This window comes from Salegentibacter sp. UBA1130 (assembly GCF_002311535.1).
In the GTDB taxonomy this organism is placed as follows: domain Bacteria; phylum Bacteroidota; class Bacteroidia; order Flavobacteriales; family Flavobacteriaceae; genus Salegentibacter; species Salegentibacter agarivorans.
In genome coordinates, this window is sequence record NZ_DCAP01000011.1 from 26274 (window position 1) to 46161 (window position 19888).

Sequence of the window (19888 nt, forward strand, 5' to 3'; positions counted from 1 at the left end):
CAGATTGAATTTTCGAGAGTTAATTTTATTCTCTTCCTCTTACAAAAACCGTTTTCTTATTAAAATAATAGATTAATAAACCAAAAGTGAATAAAAGTAAATTTTGTACAAGACTATCTACCATAAAATTTAAATCATCTCCCGTAGCGATTTTTATGAGCTTTCCTAGAATTGAAAGCCCGGGGCCAACCATCATTATAATTGCCCAAAAGTGGATGGCCATTTTTGCAAGTCGGTGTTTATTAAATAGCAAATATAGCAGCGTTAATTCTATAACTACCGCAATTAAGCCGAGGTAATTACCGGAAATAACCATATAAGTATTCCAAATAAGTATTAGGAAAATATAAATAATGAGCAGCCTATAAAACCATTTGTTTTTAAAAACTGTTTCCATAAATTATTTAGAAGCTTTTGCAGTTTTCGGGGTGAAATCCATAACTTTTTGATGCCTTAGCAAATCCTCAAAAGTTTCGCGCTCCCTTATTAAATGGCCTTTACCTTTATACCATAAAACTTCTGGCGGGCGGTAACGTGAATTAAAATTACTGGCCATTGAAAATGAGTAGGCCCCGGCATTGCTAAAAGCCAGGATATCTCCTTCGGTAATTTCAGCAATTCGGCGGTTATTGGCAAAAGTATCGGTTTCGCAAATATAGCCTACCACCGAGTAAAACCTGAATTTACCTTCGGGGTTAGATACATTTTTAATATCGTGATGAGACCCGTAAAACATTGGGCGAATTAAATGATTAAATCCGGTGTCTACCCCGGCGAAAACCGTAGAAGTGGTTTGCTTTATCACGTTCACTTTAGCTAGGAATTTCCCGGCCTCACTCACTAAAAATTTTCCTGGTTCAAAAACTAAAGTAAGTTCGCGCCCGTATTCTTTGCAGAAATTCTTAAAACGTTCGGTTAGTTTTTCACCTAACTCTTCAATATCGGTTTCAATATCATTTTCACGGTAAGACACTTTAAATCCGCTCCCAAAATCAAGAAATTCAAGGTTTTTAAAGTTTTTAGCCGAATCAAAAAGAATTTCTGAAGCGCGTAAGAAAACTTCAATATCAAGAATATCACTACCGGTGTGCATATGAATCCCGTTAATATTCATCCCGGTATTTTCAACAATACGCAGCAAAAGTGGCATTTGGTGAATAGAAATTCCGAATTTAGAATCTACGTGGCCTACTGAAATTTTAGAATTTCCGCCGGCCAAAATATGCGGATTTATACGAATACAAACCGGTACTTCTGGATGTTTGGCTCCAAACTGTTCAAGGATAGATAGATTGTCTATATTAATTTGCACTCCCAATCGTACCACCTGTTCAATTTCTTCTAAAGAAACTCCGTTTGGCGTATAAATAATATCTTTTGGAGCAACCCCGGCTTTCAAAGCAAGCTTCACTTCCTGTACCGACACTGTGTCCATACCACTTCCTAAGGAATTTAAATATTTCAGGATAGAAATATTAGAAAGCGCTTTTACCGCATAATGAATACGTAAATCTTTAATTTCAGAAAACGCATTTTTAAGTCGGTTAAACTGAAAAGCAATTTTTTCGGCATCATAAACGTAAACAGGGCTTCCAAATTCTTTGGCTACAGCGAGAAGATCTTGATTGGTCATAACAATTGAAAAATTTAAGTGGCAAAAAACAGGAGAAATTTCAACTCCCACAAGTGCAAGTCTCAAAAATAACGAATTCCCCGAAATTGTTAATATTTAAAGAGTAGATACTTTAACTCGCGGTGGCTACAGCGCTTTCTTTTCGTTTTCTAATAAGAATAATCGCCAGGGCGATAAAAACGCCGAGACCCGCCATAACTGCGCCGACCAAAGATGCAGAGGTGAAGCCATAACCAAAAGCAATTGGCAAACCGGCAAAATAGGCACCGGAGGCATTTCCCATATTAAATGCGCTCTGGTTCATAGAAGAGCCCAAGCTCTCCGAGCCTTTTGCTGAATTGATCATCACCATTTGAATAGGTGTGGAGAGGCAAAAAGCGATAGTAGCAATAAGGAAGGTCATAATCAAAATTGCAATTTGATTCTCGGCAACGTAAGCATTGGTAATTAAGGCAAACACCATTAAAACCATACTCATGATCACCGCATAAATAGGAGAAAATTTCTCGGCAAGCTTAGCGCCAATAAGGTTTCCTATTACCATTCCCACACCGGCAAGAATCATAACATAACTAACGAACCCTTCGGGGTGTCCCGCTACTTCAGTTATTAAAGGTGCTATATAACTGTACCAGGCAAAAAAACCGCCAGTACCAATAGTGGTAAGTAAAACCACCATCCAAAGTTCCCCACGTCTTAGCACATTTAAATCTTTTCTAATACCTTCAGAAGAAGATTTTGGAAGTACGGGCATCCAGAATTTTACACTGGCAATTGCCAGTAAACCCACAATTCCCACCAAGATAAAAGAAACATTCCAACTATAATTGTGGCCCAAAAAAGTTCCCAGCGGAACGCCAAATACGTTGGCCAGCGTTAGGCCGGTAAACATAATGGCAATAGCTTGTGCCGATTTCCCGGGTTTGGCCAGCTGGCCGGCAACCACCGCGCCAATTCCAAAAAAAGCTCCGTGTGGTAAACCCGATAAAAAACGGGAAACCAATAACAGCTCGTAAGAATTGGCAAAAGCTGAAAGCGAATTAAATAACGTGAACCAAACCATAAGAAGGAGCAGGGTTTTATGCGCCGGCCATTTCCCGCCAAAGGCAGTAAGCAAGGGCGCTCCAACTACTACACCCAAGGCGTAAGCAGAGATAAAATGCCCGGCCTGTGGAATACTGATCTCTAATGCCGAAGCTACATCGGGAAGAATTCCCATAATTACGAATTCGGTCAATCCAATGCCGAATCCCCCAATAGCCAGTGCCACAAGTGCTTTATTCATTCTAAGGTTAATTTTTAGCAAAGGGCAAAATTAAAAGGGATAAACTTAATAATGCATAATTTCATCAAAAAATTACGATAAGCTTATAGTGGGGAAATCGCAGTAATGACGGGCATTTTAAAAATTTGTAAACCTTAAGGAAATGCTAAATTTTCTTCTGGCTTTAGATTATCGCAGGGCTGGCGATATCCTAAAAAAGATTGGTACAATAGCTATACATTTGTTACTTTTGCTAACCGTAATTAATACTGAAGAAATAGCTGATTATGAACATACACGAATATCAAGGAAAAGAGATTTTAAGCAGTTTTGGCGTACGCATTCAGCGTGGTTTAGTTGCACATAACGCAAAAGAGGCCGTAGAAGCCGCCAAAGAACTAACTGAACAAACCGGTACCGGATGGCACGTTATTAAAGCCCAGGTACACGCCGGTGGACGTGGAAAAGGTGGTGGTGTAAAACTGGCCAAGAACCTTAAAGAAGTTGAAGAAGTTGCTGGTAACATTATTGGAATGAACCTGGTAACACCACAAACTTCTGCTGAAGGTAAAAAAGTACACCAGGTATTAGTAGCCGAGGATGTTTATTATCCTGGAGATAACGAGCCTGAAGAATATTACATGTCTGTATTACTTAACCGTGCAACCGGCCGTAATATGATTATGTATTCTACCGAAGGTGGTGTAGATATTGAAACTGTTGCTGAAGAAACTCCGCATTTAATTTTTACTGAAGAGGTGGATCCTGCAACAGGACTTATGCCTTTCCAGGCAAGAAGAATTGCCTTTAACCTGAAACTTAGTGGAGCTGCTTTTAAAGACATGACAAAATTTGTAATGTCTCTTTATAAAGCCTTTGAAAAATCTGATTCTTCACTTTTTGAGATCAACCCGGTTTTAAAAACCAGTGATGATAAAATTCTTGCAGTAGATGCAAAAGTAACCCTTGATGACAACGCACTTTTCCGTCATAAAGACTATGCTGAAATGCGTGATATTCGTGAAGAAAACCAAACTGAAGTTGAAGCTAAAGAAGTTGGACTTAACTATGTAGACCTGGACGGAAACGTGGGTTGTATGGTTAACGGTGCTGGCCTCGCGATGGCAACAATGGATCTTATTAAGCAAGCTGGTGGAGAACCTGCAAACTTCCTTGACGTTGGTGGTACAGCTGATGCAAAACGAGTTGAAGAAGCTTTCCGTTTGATCTTAAAAGACGATAAAGTAGAGGCGATCCTTGTAAATATTTTTGGTGGTATTGTTCGTTGTGACCGTGTGGCGCAGGGAATTGTAGATGCCTATAAAAATATGGGTGATGCTGTTAATGTGCCAATTATTGTACGTTTACAGGGAACCAATGCAGATATCGCCAAGAAATTAATTGACGATAGCGGATTTAAAATCCACTCTGCTGTTCAATTTCAGGAAGCTGCAGATAAAGTACAGGAAGTACTTAAATAATCCCGGAGTTTCGGGATTTCCTGTTAAAATTAAGACTGTCTAAAGTTTAATCTTATTAACCCGTCATTCTAAACCAAGTTCAGGGTGACGATAGGAAATAAGAAAAATTTTAGGCAGTTTTTTTGTGCCCTACTGTAACAGCTTAAATAAGAAGATGGTCTCTCGGTTATAAACCAATTAAATCATTCATCATGAAAAAGCTAGTAGTTATTTTAGGAATTATCTTCATCGGTCTTAGTAGTTTTACTTCTGTAATTGACAAAACGGATAAAGTTCTTGTTAAACAGATTTATGCAATGCTGGATGATCTTCCGTTGGAAATTGAGGAAGAACTTCTGGTTGAAGTAAGACTGATAATTAATGAGCAAAATCGAATATAAGTGTTGTTTGTTGAAGCTGAAGATCCTTTAGTGAGAAAACTAATTAGAAAGCGCTTGGATAAGAATACATTGGCAATACCTTTTAAAGTTGAAGGTGCTTATCGCTTGCCAATTAGAATTAAAGTATAAAATAATCGGCATTCTGACCCGAAGAGCCAGGGATATTTCAGTATTCAAAATTGACCCGGAAACGATCCCGAAACTTCGGGGCATGGTGACGAAAATTACAGAACCGGTTCATCACCGGTTTTTTTGTTCTCAGATATAAGTTAAAATTTCCTGAAATTAATATAAGTATGTAACATATAGAGTTTTAGACCGGTCTTTATAGTATAACCTTTAAATTTTATTATTATGAAGACTTTAAAATTAGTATTGTTTGCATTGGCGTTTAGTGCCGGAAGTTTAGTTCACGCTACTCCGGGAAATTCACCTGAAACTTCAGATTCCTTTAATAAGGAAATCCAGAATTTATTAAAAAATATTGAACTTGATATTGAAGAAGAAGTGGTGGCAAATCTTGTAGTGAGTTTTAACGAAAAGAATGAAATGCAGGTGCTTTATGTGGGAACCGAGCATATTCCCGCCGGGAAATTGATTAAAAAACACTTGAATCATAAAAAGATTAAGACCGTTTTAGATCCTTCTATTAAAAAATATAAGTTACCCATAAGATTAAAGCCTTAGTTATTTTTTCAATCAAAAAATGTAAAAAACAAAGAACCCGGCTCATCACCGGGTTTCATTTTTTAAAAAGATTCGTATTTATTCTTGCTCGCTATCAGGATACCATTCCAGCATCTCTACTTCAATATCCTTATTGCTTTCGTTTACCAATTCTTTAAATTTATCTACATCAGCAAAACCATCCTGACCTCTAAAATGGTAAGGAATTACCTTCTTAGGTGCAAATGCTAAAACGCCATCGGCAGCCTCTTCAACCGTCATTGTGTATGGCAGGTTCATTGGGATTAAAGCAATCTCAATATTTTCCAGTTCCTTCATTTCAGGAATGTTTTCAGTATCTCCGGCAATATAAAGGCGTTGCCCGTTTCTTTCTACTACATAGCCATTCCCGCGTCCTTTAGGGTGGTATGCTTCAGGATCTTCTGGAAGGTTGTACATTGGGATCGCTTCAATATAAAATTCAAGTACACGAGTTGTAGCACCATTTTCCAAAACCCTAACTATATCTTTCATTTCGTCAGGCATTTTGTCTCTTACAGCTTGAGGCACTATTATATAAGCTCCTTCTAAACTTAAAGCTTCCAGGGTTTCAATACTCATATGATCTCCGTGGATATCGGTAATTAAAACGAAGTCTGGATCTTCTATTCCTTCAAAAGCTTCGGCACCACCAACAGGATCTATGTAGAAAGTGGCATCGCTCCAGTTTACCGCGGCAGTAGCGTGAGATATAGGCTTAATATCAATAGAAGCCGAATCAGCCTCCAGCACGTTCTTTTCTTTTCCGTAAGGATTTTCATTTAGTTTATTTTCAGCATCATTGTTTTTTCCTTCATTCTTGCAGCCGGTAAATAAAATTCCCGCTGCGAGTAAGGTGAATAAATATTTCATAGTTGATTATTTTACATTAAAATTAATTAACCTACACTAGAATAGCCTCGTTTTTTTAAAATTTTATGCCAAATCCAGTCGCATTTTTATATCTCCACGGCTGTAAGGGTTATTTTTTCCAATAGGAATTTCTTTGAAGCCATACTTTTTATAGATATAAATTGCATTTTCAAGTTTTCGATTAGAAAAAATAATTAAATGATTCCAGCCCTGCTTTTTAGCAAAATGGAGGCTATGTTCCATTAATTTCTGTCCAATTTTTTTACCCTGGTATTCGGGACTTACTGCCATTTTTGTTAATTCAAAGATGCCATCTTCAATTTTCATTAAAGCCACGCAACCAATAATTTTTTCCTCATCTTTTACGAAAAAGATATTTCCACCGGTTACAATAATATATTTTTCGGGATTTCCCAGTACTTCTTCATCGTGGGGTTCTACCCAAAAATACTTTTCTAACCAGGCAAGGTTTAAGTTTTTAAAATCTTTGGAGTAAGCTGAATTATAAGAGACAATTTCCATTTTTATGTAGCTATTTTTTTGAACAAAAATAGAATAATTAAGCTGTAATTTCTAAGCCCAAAATCTGAATAAAGGTTTATTTCTGGCCTGTAGTACGATCTTTTGATTGTTTCCAGGGGAATTTTCCTTCTATTTCAATTTCCAAAGTAAAGCTTAAAAAGGTGCGAATTAGGATTATAAGTCCTAGATTGAGAATCTGCTCCATTTCGGCTCCATACACCACGGTGGCAATAATATCGGCAGCAATTAGAATTTCCAGTCCCAGTAAAATTGCACGTCCTAATTCTTCTCTTATTTTTTGAAAGCTCCGTACTTTTTCTCCCTGAAGTTTAAATGCATACCTACCCAGGGCAAGAAAGGTTCCAATTACCATAACGAGAATTCCTACCACTTCTATTACCAGGGCGGTTAGTTTAATAAGTTCTTCTGCTGTATCTGTCATGTCTTCATAAAATCTGTTATAAAAAATGATAGTGCCTTTCCTACTTGCGCGTAATTTTCATCGCTGGGGGCGGCTTCGCAAATATGTAAGTATTTACAATTTTTTTCTTCGGAAGCAATTTGAAGAAAACTTCTAAGCATATTTAAAGCAAAACCAGAAGGCGATTGTGCGCTAGATGGAAAATTTATAATGGCATCACAGTCCAGTTCCAACCCAAAAGGCTGTTTGTTAATAAACTCCAGCTGGGAATTAAAAGCTGCCATTTTTCCCTGGTGAGTTTGCAAAATTAGATCTTCAAAAAGATGGAATTTAATATTTGAAACCGAACTTATTTCGTCAAAAATATATTGTGGAGTATAATTTTTATGTAAACCGAAAGTTGAATATTTCCCGAGGAAACCATCTTGTTGTGCAAAGCTAAAACCATTGCCACTATGCCGGTGTTCCAACTTTCTTAAATCGGTATGGGCATCAATATTTAAAATATTTAGCGGTTTTTTTATGGCTTTAGAAGTGCCTTTAATATTGCCGTAAGCGTTGTTATGCCCGCCGCCAATAATAATTGGAATTTTCCCGGCTAAAACTATTTCCTCAACCAAAAAACTTACTTTTTCGTCTATTTTTTCTACCAGGTCCCCAAGTTTTGCATAATAGTTTGGATCGGCTTCATCAATATTGGCTGCTTTTTGCATTTCGGTTTTGCAGTCAATTTCACCAAGTAGAATAATATTTTCTGGAGCGGTGAATTCATTATTTTGAATATTCAGCAACGAATTTAAGCAAGCTTCCCAGGCCTTTGAAGCTCCGGCTTTTCCATGGTTAGCTCTAACGCCAATATCTTCGGGAATGCCAAAAAGCACAAATTTTGCCTTTGTTTTCTTAAGATCATCCAGACTTTCTACAAAACCTATTTTTTCCCCAAACCGGGTTTCACCGTCACGAATGGAAATAAGCTTTTCTACCGACTTATAATTATAGATTTTTAAACCGTCCATTATTCTATCATCTTTCCGTTAATAAAAACCGACTCTATAGAATTTGTGCCGAAAGCATAGGGTAAAAAGGTATAAGACGGAATTTCTTTCGTCAATATAAAATTGGCCTTTTTTCCTTTGGTGATACTCCCGTGGGTTTCGCTGAGTTCCATGGCGTATGCGCCGTTAATTGTAGCTGCGTTTATCGCTTCTTCCGGGGTCATTTTCATTTTTATACAAGCCAGGGAAACTACCAAATTCATATTTCCGCTTGGTGTACTTCCCGGGTTGAAATCGGTTGCTAATGCTAATGGCAACCCAGAGTCCAGCATTTCTCTCGCGGGTGTATAGGGAATGCTTAAAAATAGCGAGCAGGAGGGAAGTGCTACGGGCATTGTACTTGTTCCTTTTAAACTTTCAATATCTTCCGGGCGCATCACCTCTAAATGGTCTACGCTTAAAGCATCGTGCTCTATTCCTGCCTGGATACCTCCAATAGCCTTAAATTGATTAACATGTATTTTTGGTTTTAAACCGAATTTTTTCGCTGCAGAAAGCAGTTTATGGGTATCAGCTACGCTGAAATATCCTTTTTCACAGAAAATATCTATGTATTCTGCCAGGTTTTCTTCGGCAACTTTTGGTAAGATTTTTTCAATCACCAAATCCATATAAGCATCGGGTTTTTCTTTATATTCCTTCGGAATTGCATGCGCACCTAAAAAAGTAGCTTTAATTGGAAGCTCGTAATTTTTCTGAAGTTTCTTTATAACCCGAAGCATTTTTAACTCGCCTTCTTCGGTTAAACCGTAACCCGATTTAATCTCAACAGCACCGGTACCCAGTTTCATAACTTCTTCCAGCCTTTTAGCCGATTGTTGGTAAACCTCTTCTTCCGAAGTTTCCTGCAGGGTTTTAGCAGAGTTTAAAATTCCGCCGCCTCGATTGGCGATTTCTTCGTATGAAAGTCCGTTAATACGATCGGCAAATTCCAATTCCCTGTTCCCGGCATACACAATATGTGTATGAGAATCGCACCAGCTAGGCAGGATTATTTTTCCTTCAGCATCAATAGTTTTATCGGCATTGATTTCAGGTAAAGAATCCATTTCGCCGTAATCGGCAATCTTATCATCTTCAATAAGTAACCAGGCGTTTTTTATAGTTGGTAACTCCTTCATCTCAGTTCCCGATAGTTTATCTACCTTGTTTTCCCTTACCTGAAGTAGCTCTTTTATATTTATAAATAATTGTTTCATCGTGCTTAGTTTTTTGTCTGTTTTCTGCTGAAAATGTGCGTTAAACAAATATAAAAACTAAGCCGGGAAAACCGGCTTTTTCAGTAGAAACAAAAAAAGCTGACTGAATATTCCTGGTTCCGTCAAGCTGTCCCGAAGCTTCGGGATTGTTGCAGCTTCTAACATGTTGCTTACTATAATCATATTAGATCCTGAAATAAATTCAGGATGACGTTTAGAAAATCATTTTTCAGTAAACCTTTTTATTAGTTCTTATTTTTCAAGGATTTCATATCAATCACAAAACGATATTTCACATCTGATTTTACAACGCGATCAAAAGCTTCGTTGATGTTTTGTATATCTATCATTTCAATATCTGAAACAATATTATTTTCGCCACAAAAATCCAGCATTTCCTGGGTTTCTTTAATACCACCAATCACCGAACCGGCAATTCGTTTACGTCCGCCAATTAATCCGCCACCGTGCACGGGATCCAGAGGTTCAATTGCACCCACCAGGACCATTGTAGCGTCTCTTTTTAATAAAGCGATATACGGATTCATATCGTGACCAACCGGTACGGTATTCAAAAGAAAATCGAAACTTCCGGCTTGTTTTTTCATATCCTCTTCGTTTTTTGAAACCAGAACTTCATCAGCTCCCAGTTTTTTGGCGTCTTCAGATTTGGAAGGGGAAGTAGTGATCATCACCACGTGAGCTCCTAAAGCAGAAGCAAATTTTACGCCCATGTGACCAAGCCCACCAAGACCAATTACGCCAACTTTATCACCTTTTTTTACATTCCAGTGACGAAGTGGTGAATAAGTAGTAATCCCCGCGCAAAGTAGGGGAGCGGTAGCTTTCGCGTCAATATTTTCAGGAATGCTAAGTACAAATTCCTTATCTACCACAATTTGTTCAGAATAACCTCCAAAGGTATGGCCGCCTAAATGTTTGTCTTTACTATTATAGGTTAATGTGGCGCCTTTTTCGCAAAATTGTTCGAGGTCTTCTTTACAAGAATCGCATTCCTGGCAGGAATCTACCATACAGCCCACGCCTACAAGATCACCTTCTTTAAAATTACTTACGTTTTTCCCAACCTGGGTTACACGACCAATAATTTCGTGGCCCGGGACCACAGGATATTTAGAATTCTTCCAGTCGTTTCTAACCTGGTGAATATCACTATGGCAAACCCCGCAATATTCAATTTCAATTTGAACATCGTCTGCGGTAATTTGCCTGCGTTCAATGTTTAGTTCTTTTAAATTGGCATCGCTGGCTTGCGCGCCATAGGCTTTTACTTCACTCATATCAATCATTTTTCTTAAAGATAAAGAATAGAAAAGCTAATATTAAATGCCTATCCTGGTTTAACTTAATTTAACTTCTGTTTGATTATGAAAATCTTTAGGAATAGGAAACAGCCCAAAAACAAAGGACATTTAGAATATTTCTTTTTACATTAGGGCGAATTTTGAAAGCTTTAAAAATGACAAAAAAAAATCCCGGAATAAATACCATTTGCACCCATAGCGGAGAACTGGAAGACAAACAATTTAAAGGCGCGGTTTCACCATTATATATGGCTACATCTTATGCGTTTGAAGATGTTGAGGTAAAGCGCTATCCAAGATATTTTAATACTCCAAACCAGGTCGCGTTGGCTCAAAAAATGGCCGCTTTAGAACACGGGGAAGCAGCGTTGATATTTGGAAGCGGAATGGCAGCGGTAAGCACAGCGCTTATGGCTTTTGCGCAGAAGGGAGACCACGTGGTTTTTCAGAATACACTCTATGGCGGAACAAGTAATTTGATTACCGAAGAATTTGAGAAATTTGGATTGGAATATTCATTTACTAAAGATTCAAAACCCGAATCTTTTGAGGCTGAAATAAAAGAAAATACAAAGGTGATCTATATTGAAACACCTTCAAACCCACTACTTACTGTAACCGATATAAAAGCGATTGCCGAAATTGCCAAAAAACACAATTTGGTGAGTATGATAGATAATACTTTTGCTTCGCCGGTGAACCAGAACCCTATAGATTTTGGAATTGATGTGGTGTTACATTCAGCAACCAAATATATGGGTGGGCATAGCGATATTCTTGCAGGAACGGCGATTGCTTCTGAAGCGCATATTGATAAGATCTTTCAGCTGGCTAAAAATTTTGGTGGAAGTTTAAGTGACTTTACAGTTTGGATGTTGGAACGCAGTTTAAAGACTATGGGATTACGGGTAAAAGCCCAGAATGAAAATGCGTTGGAGTTAGCTCGTTTCCTTGAAAAACACGGAGACATTTCCAGGGTTTATTATCCCGGTTTAGAATCACATCCCGATCACGAACTTGCAAAATCACAAATGAAAGGTTTTGGCGGCATGATGTCGTTTGAATTGCGGGGAGGACTGGATTTTGATCTTTTTCAGAAGAAATTAAAATTGATAAAATCTTCTATGAGCTTAGCCGGCGTTGAATCTACCATCTTATCTCCTTCAAAAACTTCTCACGGCCTACTTTCTCCTGAAGAAAGAGAAGCCCAGGGGATAAAAGATGGCTTGATGCGATTTTCAGTAGGAATTGAAGAGAAAGAAGATTTGATGGAAGACCTGGAACAGGCATTGAAGGAAGTACGAGGATGAAAATACGTGGGACGAAGTTTGAAAGACTAACTTAAAATTAGATTTCCGCCTGCGCGGAAATGACAAAGTAAATATTATGAAACTAGATATATTGGCTATAGGCTCGCATCCAGACGATGTAGAATTAAGTTGTTCGGGCACTATAGCAAAAGAAGTAGACAGAGGAAAAAAGGTAGGGATTTTAGACCTTACTCGTGGTGAAATGGGCACTCGCGGCACTGCCGAAACTCGTGATAAAGAAGCAAAAGAAGCTGCAAAAATACTGGGCGTTTCAATTAGAGAAAACCTTGAATTTAGCGATGCTTTTTTTGAAAATAATACCGCCCACAAACTGGAAATTATAAAAATTTTACGAAAATATCGCCCCGAAATTGTTTTATGCAATGCAGTGGACGATAGGCATATAGACCACGGAAAAGGAGCGAAATTGGTAAGTGACGCCTGTTTCTTAAGCGGATTACGTAAAATAGAGACTATTTGCGACAGGGAAAGTCAGGAGGCCTGGCGACCCAAGCACGTTTATCATTATATCCAGTGGAAAAATTTAAAACCTGATGTGGTGGTGGATATTTCGGGATATATGGATAAAAAGATGGAATCGGTTCTGGCTTATAAAACCCAGTTTTACGATCAGGATTCTAAAGAACCTGAAACCCCAATTTCCAGCAGTAACTTTTTAGATAGTATTAACTACAGAGCGAGAGATCTGGGCAGATTAATCAATACTGAACACGCCGAAGGTTTCACGGTAGAGCGTTACCCGGCGGTAGATTCTATTTTTGATCTAATCTAGAATGAAAATTAGTTTTCGCTAATTAATTAATTTGAAGCTTCTTAGCTTTAAGTACAGGAAATAGCAGTAAAATTCGTTCTAATATTAAAAATTTTTCTTTGGGAAATAGTTAAAATAACCTACATTTGCAACCGCAATTAAAATGGTGGTTGTAGCTCAGCTGGTTAGAGCGCCGGATTGTGGTTCCGGAGGTCGCCGGTTCGAACCCGGTCTTCCACCCCTTTATTCAAGCCTTCAGTTTTCTGAAGGCTTTTTTTATGCGGTGAATTTAAAGAACCAGAAATATTAAAATAGGCGCAATGCTGAATTGGTTTCAGTATCTAGGTGGCACTGAATAATAACTATTTTTTCTAATAAGACTTCCAAAAGCCTAAAATCAATCCTTATTTTTACAACACTAAAATTTCGACTATGAACTCCAGAGAAGAGCAATTAAAAGCATTTGATCGATTATTAACTATCATGGAAGAGCTAAGAGAGCAATGTCCCTGGGATAGAAAACAAACTATGGAATCGTTGCGGCATTTAACCATTGAGGAAACCTACGAGCTTGGCGATGCAATTTTAGATAATGATGTAGAGGAAGTGCGAAAAGAACTGGGAGATCTACTGCTACACCTTGTGTTTTATGCAAAAATAGGAAGCGAAACTAAAGATTTTGATATCGCTGATGTTGCTAACGGAATTTGTGACAAATTAATAGCCCGCCATCCACATATTTATGGTGATGTAGAAGTAGCAGATGAAGAAGAAGTAAAGAAGAACTGGGAAAACCTGAAACTTAAAGAAGGAAAAACCAGTGTTTTAGAAGGAGTGCCACGCTCTTTGCCGGCAGTGGTAAAAGCCAGTAGAATTCAGGAGAAAGTGGCCGGGGTTGGATTTGATTGGGAAAAACCGGAACAGGTATTTGAAAAACTTCAGGAAGAATTAGGAGAATTACAGCACGAAATAAATACCGAAAATAAAGATAAAATAGAAGCTGAATTCGGGGATGTTATGTTCTCTATGATTAATTATGCTCGTTTTCTTGGTATAAATCCTGAAAACGCTTTAGAACGTACTAATAAAAAGTTTATTACCCGGTTTCAGTATTTGGAAGGCAAAGCAAAAGGACAAAATAAAGCTTTAAAGGATATGACTTTAGCTGAAATGGATGTCTTTTGGAATGAAGCTAAGTTGTTGTAAGATTTTTATTTCCCAAAAATAATCACCTTAGGATTAATCTCCAATGCTGAAAATCCCAGGTTATTTCTTATCCAATCCAGGCTTTTTGCAGTATAGAAAAAAACATGGGTACGATCGTTTTTATAATACCAGTTATTGAAATCTATTTCTTCAGAATAAATAGAGGTTTTACAATACAATTTCCCTCCAGCATATAGTCGTTGGGCTAATTCGCTGAATTCACGCTTTGGATCATAGAAATGTTCCATGACTTCACAACAAATAATAAAATCGTAAGTAGCGTTTAATACGGCGGTATTCGGGTAAAAATAAGGATCGTATAAAGCAATGGAATATCCTTGTTTTTCAAGAATGTTTGCGGCAACTGGCCCGGTGCCACAGCCGTAATCCAACCCGGAATGTTTTGGAGTAAAATCCGTGAGAATTTGAGAGGTTATGGGGCTTACAAAATCCTGGTAGCCGAGATCTTCTATGTCATTATTGTGCGTGAGGTATCGTTTTTCTTCGGCGTATTTTGAAATATAGAAGTCGGGTAAAAGTTGAATGCCACCACAAGTGGTGCATTCAACAAATTCCCTGTTCTTACTTTTCCAGAATTCTTTGGTTGCACCTTCGCAAAGAATACATTTCATATCGCTTTTCTTAGTAAAGCGACTTGATTTTACGAAGTTTTTCTTTCCAAACTTCCAGTTGTTCTTTCTGGTCAGCTATATTTTTGTGTACTTCCTGTACCAACGGGTTATCATCATCTACATTAGAGAAAAACTGTAAGTTGTTTTCTAACTGTCTAATTTCAGCCTTTGTTTCCTCAATTTTCTTGGTAAGGAAATAATGCTCATTACGAAGCTTTTTATCATCGTCTGCATCATTTATAGCCTGTACTTTATTTTCGTATTTCAGCATTTCAGCTTTGGTGTGATCTACATCTAATTTATTGAAAAGCTGATCTAAAGCTTTATTGAATTTTCCTTCAATAAAACGCTTATTGTGAGGTACTTTTCCAAGATTTTTCCAGTCTTCAATAAATTGTTTAATCTTAGGTAGATCTTCTTTTTTATCGCCGGTTAGCTCTACAGATTTTACCTGCTCTAACAATTCTTTTTTCTTATCAAAAGCTTCAAATTCCTCTTTATTCTCATCGTCACGATTTTCGTGCATGCGTTCAAAATAATGATTGCAGGCAGCTTTAAATTGTTTCCAAACCTTGTCGCTATCTTTTCTTGGCACGTGACCAATCTTTTTCCAATCGGCCTGGATTTTCTTCATTAAAGGCGTAACCGTCTTAAAATCGTCGCTATCTTTATTTTCTTCAGCGATTTTAATAAGCTCTTTTTTCTTTTCAAGATTATCGTATTGCTGCTTTTTTAGGTTTTTGTAAAAAGCGTTTTTATTTCGGTTAAATCGGCGAACGGTTTGTTTGAAATCTGTCCAGGTTTCTTCGTTTTTACTACGTGGTACCTTCCCGGCGTTAAAAAATGCTTCCCGAAGCGCTTCAATTTCTTTAATTTTTTGTTGCCATTTATTGTGGCTTTTATACTCTTCGTCTGCGATTTCCCTAATTTTCTCAATAATAACCTGCTTGGCCTTCCAATTCTCCTCGTAACGCTCATCCATCGTATTAAAGAATTCCTGGCGCTTATCGTGAATTTGTTTGGTAGCACTGCTAAAACGCTCCCAAATATCTTCCCGAAACTCTTTTGCAACCGGCCCAAGTTCTTCTTTCCACATTTTGTGAAGCATTTGCAATTCCCTAAACGCACGGTTTACATCGTTTTCCTGCACCAGTTCTTCGGCACGGTCTATTACTTTTAATTTTTGATCGAGGTTGTGTTTAAAATCAAGATCGCGGAATTCACGATTTAAATGAAGAAAATCATAGAAATTCTCTACGTGATGGTGATAAGTATTCCATATATCGTTATATTTTTCTCGCGGAATAGGGCCCGCAACACGCCAACGATCCTGGAGCTCTTTAAAGTGCTTGTAAGTGGTATTTATATTTTCTTCAACATCAATTAGACCTTTTAATTCTTCAATAATTTCCAAGCGTTTGGCCAGGTTTTTATTAAGGTCTTGCTTTAGTTGCTTGTAGTAATTATTACGTTTTTCCCTGTAATCAAAGTATAGTGAATTGAAACGTTTTTTTAGCGGAGTAGAGTAGTGGAAGTCTATAATATTCCCGCCTTCGGCAAGAAATTCCTCTTTTTTCTCCTCTTCTTCTTCGTTAAATTTTGCATTAAATTCAGCACGAATTTCAATTACGTGGTCTTTAATTGCCTGAACTTTTTCCTTTTTAAGCAAAGATTCAAATTCATCTGCCAGCTGTTCTTTGCTCATAGCGTGATAATCTTTCTTCGGAATATCATGCCGCTCAGCCTTAGTCTCATCTTCGCTGTCTTCTGCTACAGAATCGTCTATATGCTCCTGGTGATTTTTTGAAGTTCTACCGTCTTCTTCTGAAGTTTCATCATCATCATCATCATCATCATCATTATCAGAGTGGGCTTCACCTGATTTTTCTTCAGCTTTAGCACCTGTTTCAATCTGATCTTTTTCCTCTTCAGGTTGTTTTTTCCTCCTGCTTTCTTCAAGAATAGCATCATCTTCATCGTCTTCCTCCTTGCTCGCTTTATTTTCTTCTGAAGTGTTTTTAGTATCACCCGCTTCAGCAATCATAGCATCTTCCAGGCTATCATCTTCAGATTTAATTTCAGGGGCCGTTTCTGCCGGTTCAATTACAGCATCTTTCTCTTCTGAAGTTTTTTGGGTTTCAGACTTTTGAGAAAATGAATTTTCCTCTGCATTAGCTTCCTTGTTTTCGTCGGTCAACTTTTTCTTATCCTGAGTTTGTTCAGAATTATTTGTTGATTCGTTAGAAAACTCCTCTTTGTTTTTATCATTTTCTTGCTGAGACATATCTTTCAATGTAAAGGTTCGTGTAAATTAATTAGGCTGAAAGATAGTAACTCCACTAAAATTGGGCAAACAATTCCCTTTTTTTGTAGAATTTAAAAGCAAAAAGTAGTGGTCATTTTGTCCATATCTTCCAGGCGCTTTCGGCTTGTAATTCCAACATTTTTAACCCGTTGGTTGCCGTGGCTCCTTTGGCCTGGGTGCGAGCCATTAATTTTGTGGTGCGCGGATTGTAAATTAGGTCGTAAACCAGGTGTTTCTCGTTTATAAACTGAAAAGGAATTTCTGGATGCGCGTCAACATCAGGATAAGTGCCTAAGGGAGTGGTGTTTATTATAAGGCTGTGTTCTTTCATTATCTCTTCAGAAAGATCATCGTAACCCAATTTATTTTCTCCAGCAGATCTTGATACGAATTTATATTCAATTTTGAATTTCGTTAGGGCATAAGCTACCGCCTTAGAAGCCCCGCCGGTTCCTAGGATAAGTGCTTTTTTATGATGCTCTTTCAAGAAAGGTTTTAAAGATTCAGAAAACCCTATATAATCGGTATTATGGCCAATTAATTTATTGCCAATTACATTAATGGTATTCACGGCACCAATTTCTTTAGCTTCTGGCGCTAGCTCGTCTAAATAGGGAATAATCTCCTGCTTATACGGGATCGTAACATTTAAACCCTGCAGATTAGGTGTTTCTTTTATAACATCCCGAAATTCTTTTATATTATCCAGGTCGAAATTTCGATATTCTGCTTCAATATTTTCTTTCTTAAACTTTTCAGTAAAATACGTGCGGGAAAAAGAGTAACTGATATTTTTTCCGAGTAGCCCAAAATTCTTCATCGCTTTGCGGGTTTTTGGTTTTTCTTTTCGTACCAGGCGAGTCCCAATACTATAAGTATTCCTACAAAGATAAAGAAAATTGCGAGCCAGGTCTCGGCAGAGGAGAATGCGGGGAAATACCGGTCGTAATAATCTATTACTGCATTTCCCTGGCTGTCTAAAATCATTTCCCCGTTAGCGTCTACTTTAAAAATTTTTTCCTTCCAGGGCCAAACTACGCCCAGAGAGCCGGTAATAAAGCCAATAATTGCAGCAAAAGTATCGGTTTTATAATTTTTTAAAACGAAACCAAGAAGGTGGGAAAGGCTTACCAATCCTGCTAGGGAACCTGCCCCAAAAACCAGTAATACTTCCAAGAGTCTAATTCGTTCAGGATCGGCAAGGAAGCTTAGATCCCAAAGTAATAGATTGGCAATGGTATCATAAAGCGCATTTACAGAATCGACTAAAAGAAGTACATAATTTCCTAATAAAATTAGGATAAAAGACCCTGAAAGTCCGGGAAGCGTCATTCCTGAAACGCCTATAATTCCGCAGAAAAATACAAACCAGAGATTATCATTTTCTTTAGCAGGTTCCAGAAAACTTATAGCCACACCTACAATTATTCCCAGCAATACAAATACCAGGGAACGTTTGCTCCATTCTTCAAAATCTTTACTGATGTAATAAATGGAACCTACAATCATTCCAAAAAAAGCGGCCCAAACGTAAAGTTCGTAATGAAGAATTAAGTAATCTAGAACTTTAGAAACACTAAAATAACTAATAAGCATCCCGAGAATAAGTAAGCTCAGGAATTTTCCATTGGTATAGTAATATAAACTTCTAAACCTACCGTTGATAAGCAGAATAAAAGCTTTGTAATTTATTTTTTGAAGAGAATAGATGAATTCTTCATAGAAACCGGCAACAAAAGCTACAACGCCACCAGATACACCGGGCACTTTATTAGCTGCTCCCATAGCTAAACCTTTAAGTACCAAAAGCACTTTATCTGTAAAGGTTCTAGTTTGTTGCATTTACTTTGGTTGAACTTTTTGCGGCGAAAATTTCCAGACCCAGAATTAATAAAAATCCTGTAAGCATCAAAATTACGGCAAAGAAAGTTTGAGGCTCACCATTAAAATTCCACGGTAAAACCGAAGCTTCTCTTAGAACAACTTCCTTATCTCCATACATTTCGGTTTGTAGAACATGTTTCCAGGGCCAGATTTTATTAAGGGAGCCGGCTATAAAACCAGTTAGCACCGCCAGGGTGATACTGCTGTAATGTACAAAAAGCCATTTCAGAATTTTAGAAAAACTAAGTAATCCAATAACAGCACCTACGGCAAAGATTCCCAGGGTTTGGAAATCAAAATCGTGCGCGGCTTCAGTAATTCTTTTATAAGCTCCTAAAAGCACTAAAATAAAAGCGCCCGAAATTCCCGGAAGTATCATTGCGCAAATTGCAATAGCACCTGAAAAAAAGATGAATAAATTACTATCATTTGCAGCCATTGGAGGTAGGGAAACAATATAAAAAGCTACTCCGGCTCCAATAAGCAAAGCAAGGACAATTTTGAGATTCCATTTTGGGATTTGTTTGCCAACATACCAAATACTGGCAAGTACAAGACCGAAGAAAAAAGACCAGATTAAAACTGGGTGGTTCTCCAGTAAATAATTCGCAATTCTCATTAATGAAAAAATACTAATAAGAATTCCTATAAAAAGAGCTAAAATAAAAGGCCCGTTAAGTTGGTGCCACATGGCTTTAAAGCCTTTATTTTTCCAGGTAGTTATTAGCGAAAAATTTACCCCGCTAATGGTAGAGATTAATTCTTCATAAATTCCTGAAATAAAAGCAATAGTGCCTCCCGAAACTCCGGGAACCACATCTGCTGCACCCATCGCCATACCTTTTAGGGTTATTGAAAGATGGTCTTTAAAGCTTTTTTGCATGTGTACAAATTAAAATTCCGGCTCAAAGTTAGTAAAAT

At 37.7% G+C, this 19888-nt stretch carries 20 protein-coding genes and 1 tRNA gene; 7 read left to right on the forward strand and 14 right to left on the reverse strand.

What is annotated here, in order from left to right:
- Positions 1 to 25: 25 nt before the first annotated feature.
- The 3 genes from B4F31_RS03770 to B4F31_RS03780 form a co-directional block, all read right to left on the reverse strand.
- A complete protein-coding gene (locus B4F31_RS03770; protein WP_286760664.1) occupies positions 26 to 397 on the reverse strand; it encodes a hypothetical protein in 372 nt (123 codons plus the stop codon).
- A gap of 3 nt (positions 398 to 400) precedes the next feature.
- On the reverse strand, positions 401 to 1633 hold the full coding sequence (lysA, locus tag B4F31_RS03775; protein ID WP_286760665.1) for a diaminopimelate decarboxylase: 1233 nt from the start codon (positions 1631 to 1633) through the stop codon (positions 401 to 403).
- A gap of 112 nt (positions 1634 to 1745) precedes the next feature.
- Positions 1746 to 2918, reverse strand: a complete 1173-nt coding sequence (locus tag B4F31_RS03780; protein WP_286760666.1) for an MFS transporter — start codon at positions 2916 to 2918, stop codon at positions 1746 to 1748.
- A 266-nt stretch (positions 2919 to 3184) separates the two neighbouring features.
- Here B4F31_RS03780 and sucC point away from each other — a divergent pair, with 266 nt between their 5' ends.
- The 3 genes from sucC to B4F31_RS03795 all read left to right on the forward strand — a co-directional run bounded on the left by sucC (position 3185) and on the right by B4F31_RS03795 (position 5445).
- Positions 3185 to 4378 (forward strand): ADP-forming succinate--CoA ligase subunit beta, encoded by a 1194-nt coding sequence (gene sucC / locus B4F31_RS03785; RefSeq protein ID WP_075327515.1) that lies wholly within the window; start codon positions 3185 to 3187, stop codon positions 4376 to 4378.
- Between the two features lie 191 nt (positions 4379 to 4569).
- Entirely contained in the window at positions 4570 to 4758 is a 189-nt protein-coding gene (locus tag B4F31_RS03790; RefSeq protein WP_286760667.1) for a hypothetical protein, read from the forward strand.
- Positions 4759 to 5112: 354 nt separating this feature from the next.
- A complete protein-coding gene (locus tag B4F31_RS03795; RefSeq protein ID WP_075327513.1) occupies positions 5113 to 5445 on the forward strand; it encodes a hypothetical protein in 333 nt (110 codons plus the stop codon).
- 78 nt (positions 5446 to 5523) lie between these two features.
- On the opposite strand, the gene B4F31_RS03800 is transcribed toward B4F31_RS03795, so the two are convergent.
- The 6 genes from B4F31_RS03800 to B4F31_RS03825 form a co-directional block, all read right to left on the reverse strand.
- Complete coding sequence (locus B4F31_RS03800; protein ID WP_286760668.1) at positions 5524 to 6336, reverse strand: MBL fold metallo-hydrolase; 813 nt, start codon at positions 6334 to 6336, stop codon at positions 5524 to 5526.
- A 63-nt stretch (positions 6337 to 6399) separates the two neighbouring features.
- Positions 6400 to 6858, reverse strand: a complete 459-nt coding sequence (locus tag B4F31_RS03805) for a GNAT family N-acetyltransferase (RefSeq protein WP_075327511.1) — start codon at positions 6856 to 6858, stop codon at positions 6400 to 6402.
- Positions 6859 to 6934: 76 nt separating this feature from the next.
- A complete protein-coding gene (locus B4F31_RS03810) occupies positions 6935 to 7300 on the reverse strand; it encodes a DUF1622 domain-containing protein (protein ID WP_075327510.1) in 366 nt (121 codons plus the stop codon).
- The gene (locus B4F31_RS03815; protein WP_286760669.1) at positions 7297 to 8295 is read right to left on the reverse strand and encodes a formimidoylglutamase; all 999 of its coding nucleotides are present in this window, start codon (positions 8293 to 8295) and stop codon (positions 7297 to 7299) included. Before B4F31_RS03815 ends, B4F31_RS03810 begins: the two co-directional genes overlap by 4 nt.
- On the reverse strand, positions 8295 to 9533 hold the full coding sequence (gene hutI, locus B4F31_RS03820; protein WP_286760670.1) for an imidazolonepropionase: 1239 nt from the start codon (positions 9531 to 9533) through the stop codon (positions 8295 to 8297). Before hutI ends, B4F31_RS03815 begins: the two co-directional genes overlap by 1 nt.
- A gap of 245 nt (positions 9534 to 9778) precedes the next feature.
- On the reverse strand, positions 9779 to 10834 hold the full coding sequence (locus B4F31_RS03825; RefSeq protein WP_075328009.1) for an NAD(P)-dependent alcohol dehydrogenase: 1056 nt from the start codon (positions 10832 to 10834) through the stop codon (positions 9779 to 9781).
- Positions 10835 to 11013: 179 nt separating this feature from the next.
- Here B4F31_RS03825 and B4F31_RS03830 point away from each other — a divergent pair, with 179 nt between their 5' ends.
- The 4 genes from B4F31_RS03830 (at position 11014) to mazG (ending at position 14146) form a co-directional block, all read left to right on the forward strand.
- On the forward strand, positions 11014 to 12168 hold the full coding sequence (locus B4F31_RS03830; protein WP_075327507.1) for a trans-sulfuration enzyme family protein: 1155 nt from the start codon (positions 11014 to 11016) through the stop codon (positions 12166 to 12168).
- Between the two features lie 76 nt (positions 12169 to 12244).
- Positions 12245 to 12961, forward strand: coding sequence for a bacillithiol biosynthesis deacetylase BshB1 (gene bshB1, locus B4F31_RS03835; RefSeq protein ID WP_075327506.1), 717 nt, complete (start codon positions 12245 to 12247; stop codon positions 12959 to 12961).
- Between the two features lie 144 nt (positions 12962 to 13105).
- Positions 13106 to 13181 (forward strand) — tRNA-His (locus B4F31_RS03840).
- Between the two features lie 191 nt (positions 13182 to 13372).
- Complete coding sequence (gene mazG / locus B4F31_RS03845; RefSeq protein WP_075327504.1) at positions 13373 to 14146, forward strand: nucleoside triphosphate pyrophosphohydrolase; 774 nt, start codon at positions 13373 to 13375, stop codon at positions 14144 to 14146.
- A gap of 5 nt (positions 14147 to 14151) precedes the next feature.
- On the opposite strand, the gene B4F31_RS03850 is transcribed toward mazG, so the two are convergent.
- From B4F31_RS03850 to B4F31_RS03870, 5 genes are all read right to left on the reverse strand, one after another.
- Positions 14152 to 14778, reverse strand: coding sequence for a class I SAM-dependent methyltransferase (locus B4F31_RS03850; protein ID WP_075327503.1), 627 nt, complete (start codon positions 14776 to 14778; stop codon positions 14152 to 14154).
- A gap of 10 nt (positions 14779 to 14788) precedes the next feature.
- Positions 14789 to 17062, reverse strand: a complete 2274-nt coding sequence (locus tag B4F31_RS03855) for a DUF349 domain-containing protein (protein ID WP_286760671.1) — start codon at positions 17060 to 17062, stop codon at positions 14789 to 14791.
- Positions 17063 to 17174: 112 nt separating this feature from the next.
- Positions 17175 to 17903, reverse strand: coding sequence for a shikimate dehydrogenase family protein (locus B4F31_RS03860; protein WP_075327501.1), 729 nt, complete (start codon positions 17901 to 17903; stop codon positions 17175 to 17177).
- Positions 17900 to 18925, reverse strand: coding sequence for a DUF368 domain-containing protein (locus tag B4F31_RS03865; protein ID WP_075327500.1), 1026 nt, complete (start codon positions 18923 to 18925; stop codon positions 17900 to 17902). Before B4F31_RS03865 ends, B4F31_RS03860 begins: the two co-directional genes overlap by 4 nt.
- Positions 18912 to 19850: a DUF368 domain-containing protein gene (locus B4F31_RS03870; protein ID WP_286760672.1), complete on the reverse strand. Its 939-nt coding sequence runs from the start codon at positions 19848 to 19850 to the stop codon at positions 18912 to 18914. The genes B4F31_RS03865 and B4F31_RS03870 overlap by 14 nt, the downstream gene beginning before the upstream one ends.
- Positions 19851 to 19888 lie beyond the last annotated feature (38 nt).

Excerpts from the sequence above, each read along its gene's own strand:
- B4F31_RS03770 (WP_286760664.1), bottom strand. The coding sequence starts at position 397 with ATGGAAACAGTTTTTAAAAACAAATGGTTTTATAGGCTGCTCATTATT.
- lysA (WP_286760665.1), bottom strand. The coding sequence starts at position 1,633 with ATGACCAATCAAGATCTTCTCGCTGTAGCCAAAGAATTTGGAAGCCCT.
- B4F31_RS03780 (WP_286760666.1), bottom strand. The coding sequence starts at position 2,918 with ATGAATAAAGCACTTGTGGCACTGGCTATTGGGGGATTCGGCATTGGA.
- sucC (WP_075327515.1), top strand. The coding sequence starts at position 3,185 with ATGAACATACACGAATATCAAGGAAAAGAGATTTTAAGCAGTTTTGGC.
- B4F31_RS03790 (WP_286760667.1), top strand. The coding sequence starts at position 4,570 with ATGAAAAAGCTAGTAGTTATTTTAGGAATTATCTTCATCGGTCTTAGT.
- B4F31_RS03795 (WP_075327513.1), top strand. The coding sequence starts at position 5,113 with ATGAAGACTTTAAAATTAGTATTGTTTGCATTGGCGTTTAGTGCCGGA.
- B4F31_RS03800 (WP_286760668.1), bottom strand. The coding sequence starts at position 6,336 with ATGAAATATTTATTCACCTTACTCGCAGCGGGAATTTTATTTACCGGC.
- B4F31_RS03805 (WP_075327511.1), bottom strand. The coding sequence starts at position 6,858 with ATGGAAATTGTCTCTTATAATTCAGCTTACTCCAAAGATTTTAAAAAC.
- B4F31_RS03810 (WP_075327510.1), bottom strand. The coding sequence starts at position 7,300 with ATGACAGATACAGCAGAAGAACTTATTAAACTAACCGCCCTGGTAATA.
- B4F31_RS03815 (WP_286760669.1), bottom strand. The coding sequence starts at position 8,295 with ATGGACGGTTTAAAAATCTATAATTATAAGTCGGTAGAAAAGCTTATT.
- hutI (WP_286760670.1), bottom strand. The coding sequence starts at position 9,533 with ATGAAACAATTATTTATAAATATAAAAGAGCTACTTCAGGTAAGGGAA.
- B4F31_RS03825 (WP_075328009.1), bottom strand. The coding sequence starts at position 10,834 with ATGAGTGAAGTAAAAGCCTATGGCGCGCAAGCCAGCGATGCCAATTTA.
- B4F31_RS03830 (WP_075327507.1), top strand. The coding sequence starts at position 11,014 with ATGACAAAAAAAAATCCCGGAATAAATACCATTTGCACCCATAGCGGA.
- bshB1 (WP_075327506.1), top strand. The coding sequence starts at position 12,245 with ATGAAACTAGATATATTGGCTATAGGCTCGCATCCAGACGATGTAGAA.
- mazG (WP_075327504.1), top strand. The coding sequence starts at position 13,373 with ATGAACTCCAGAGAAGAGCAATTAAAAGCATTTGATCGATTATTAACT.
- B4F31_RS03850 (WP_075327503.1), bottom strand. The coding sequence starts at position 14,778 with ATGAAATGTATTCTTTGCGAAGGTGCAACCAAAGAATTCTGGAAAAGT.
- B4F31_RS03855 (WP_286760671.1), bottom strand. The coding sequence starts at position 17,062 with ATGTCTCAGCAAGAAAATGATAAAAACAAAGAGGAGTTTTCTAACGAA.
- B4F31_RS03860 (WP_075327501.1), bottom strand. The coding sequence starts at position 17,903 with ATGAAGAATTTTGGGCTACTCGGAAAAAATATCAGTTACTCTTTTTCC.
- B4F31_RS03865 (WP_075327500.1), bottom strand. The coding sequence starts at position 18,925 with ATGCAACAAACTAGAACCTTTACAGATAAAGTGCTTTTGGTACTTAAA.
- B4F31_RS03870 (WP_286760672.1), bottom strand. The coding sequence starts at position 19,850 with ATGCAAAAAAGCTTTAAAGACCATCTTTCAATAACCCTAAAAGGTATG.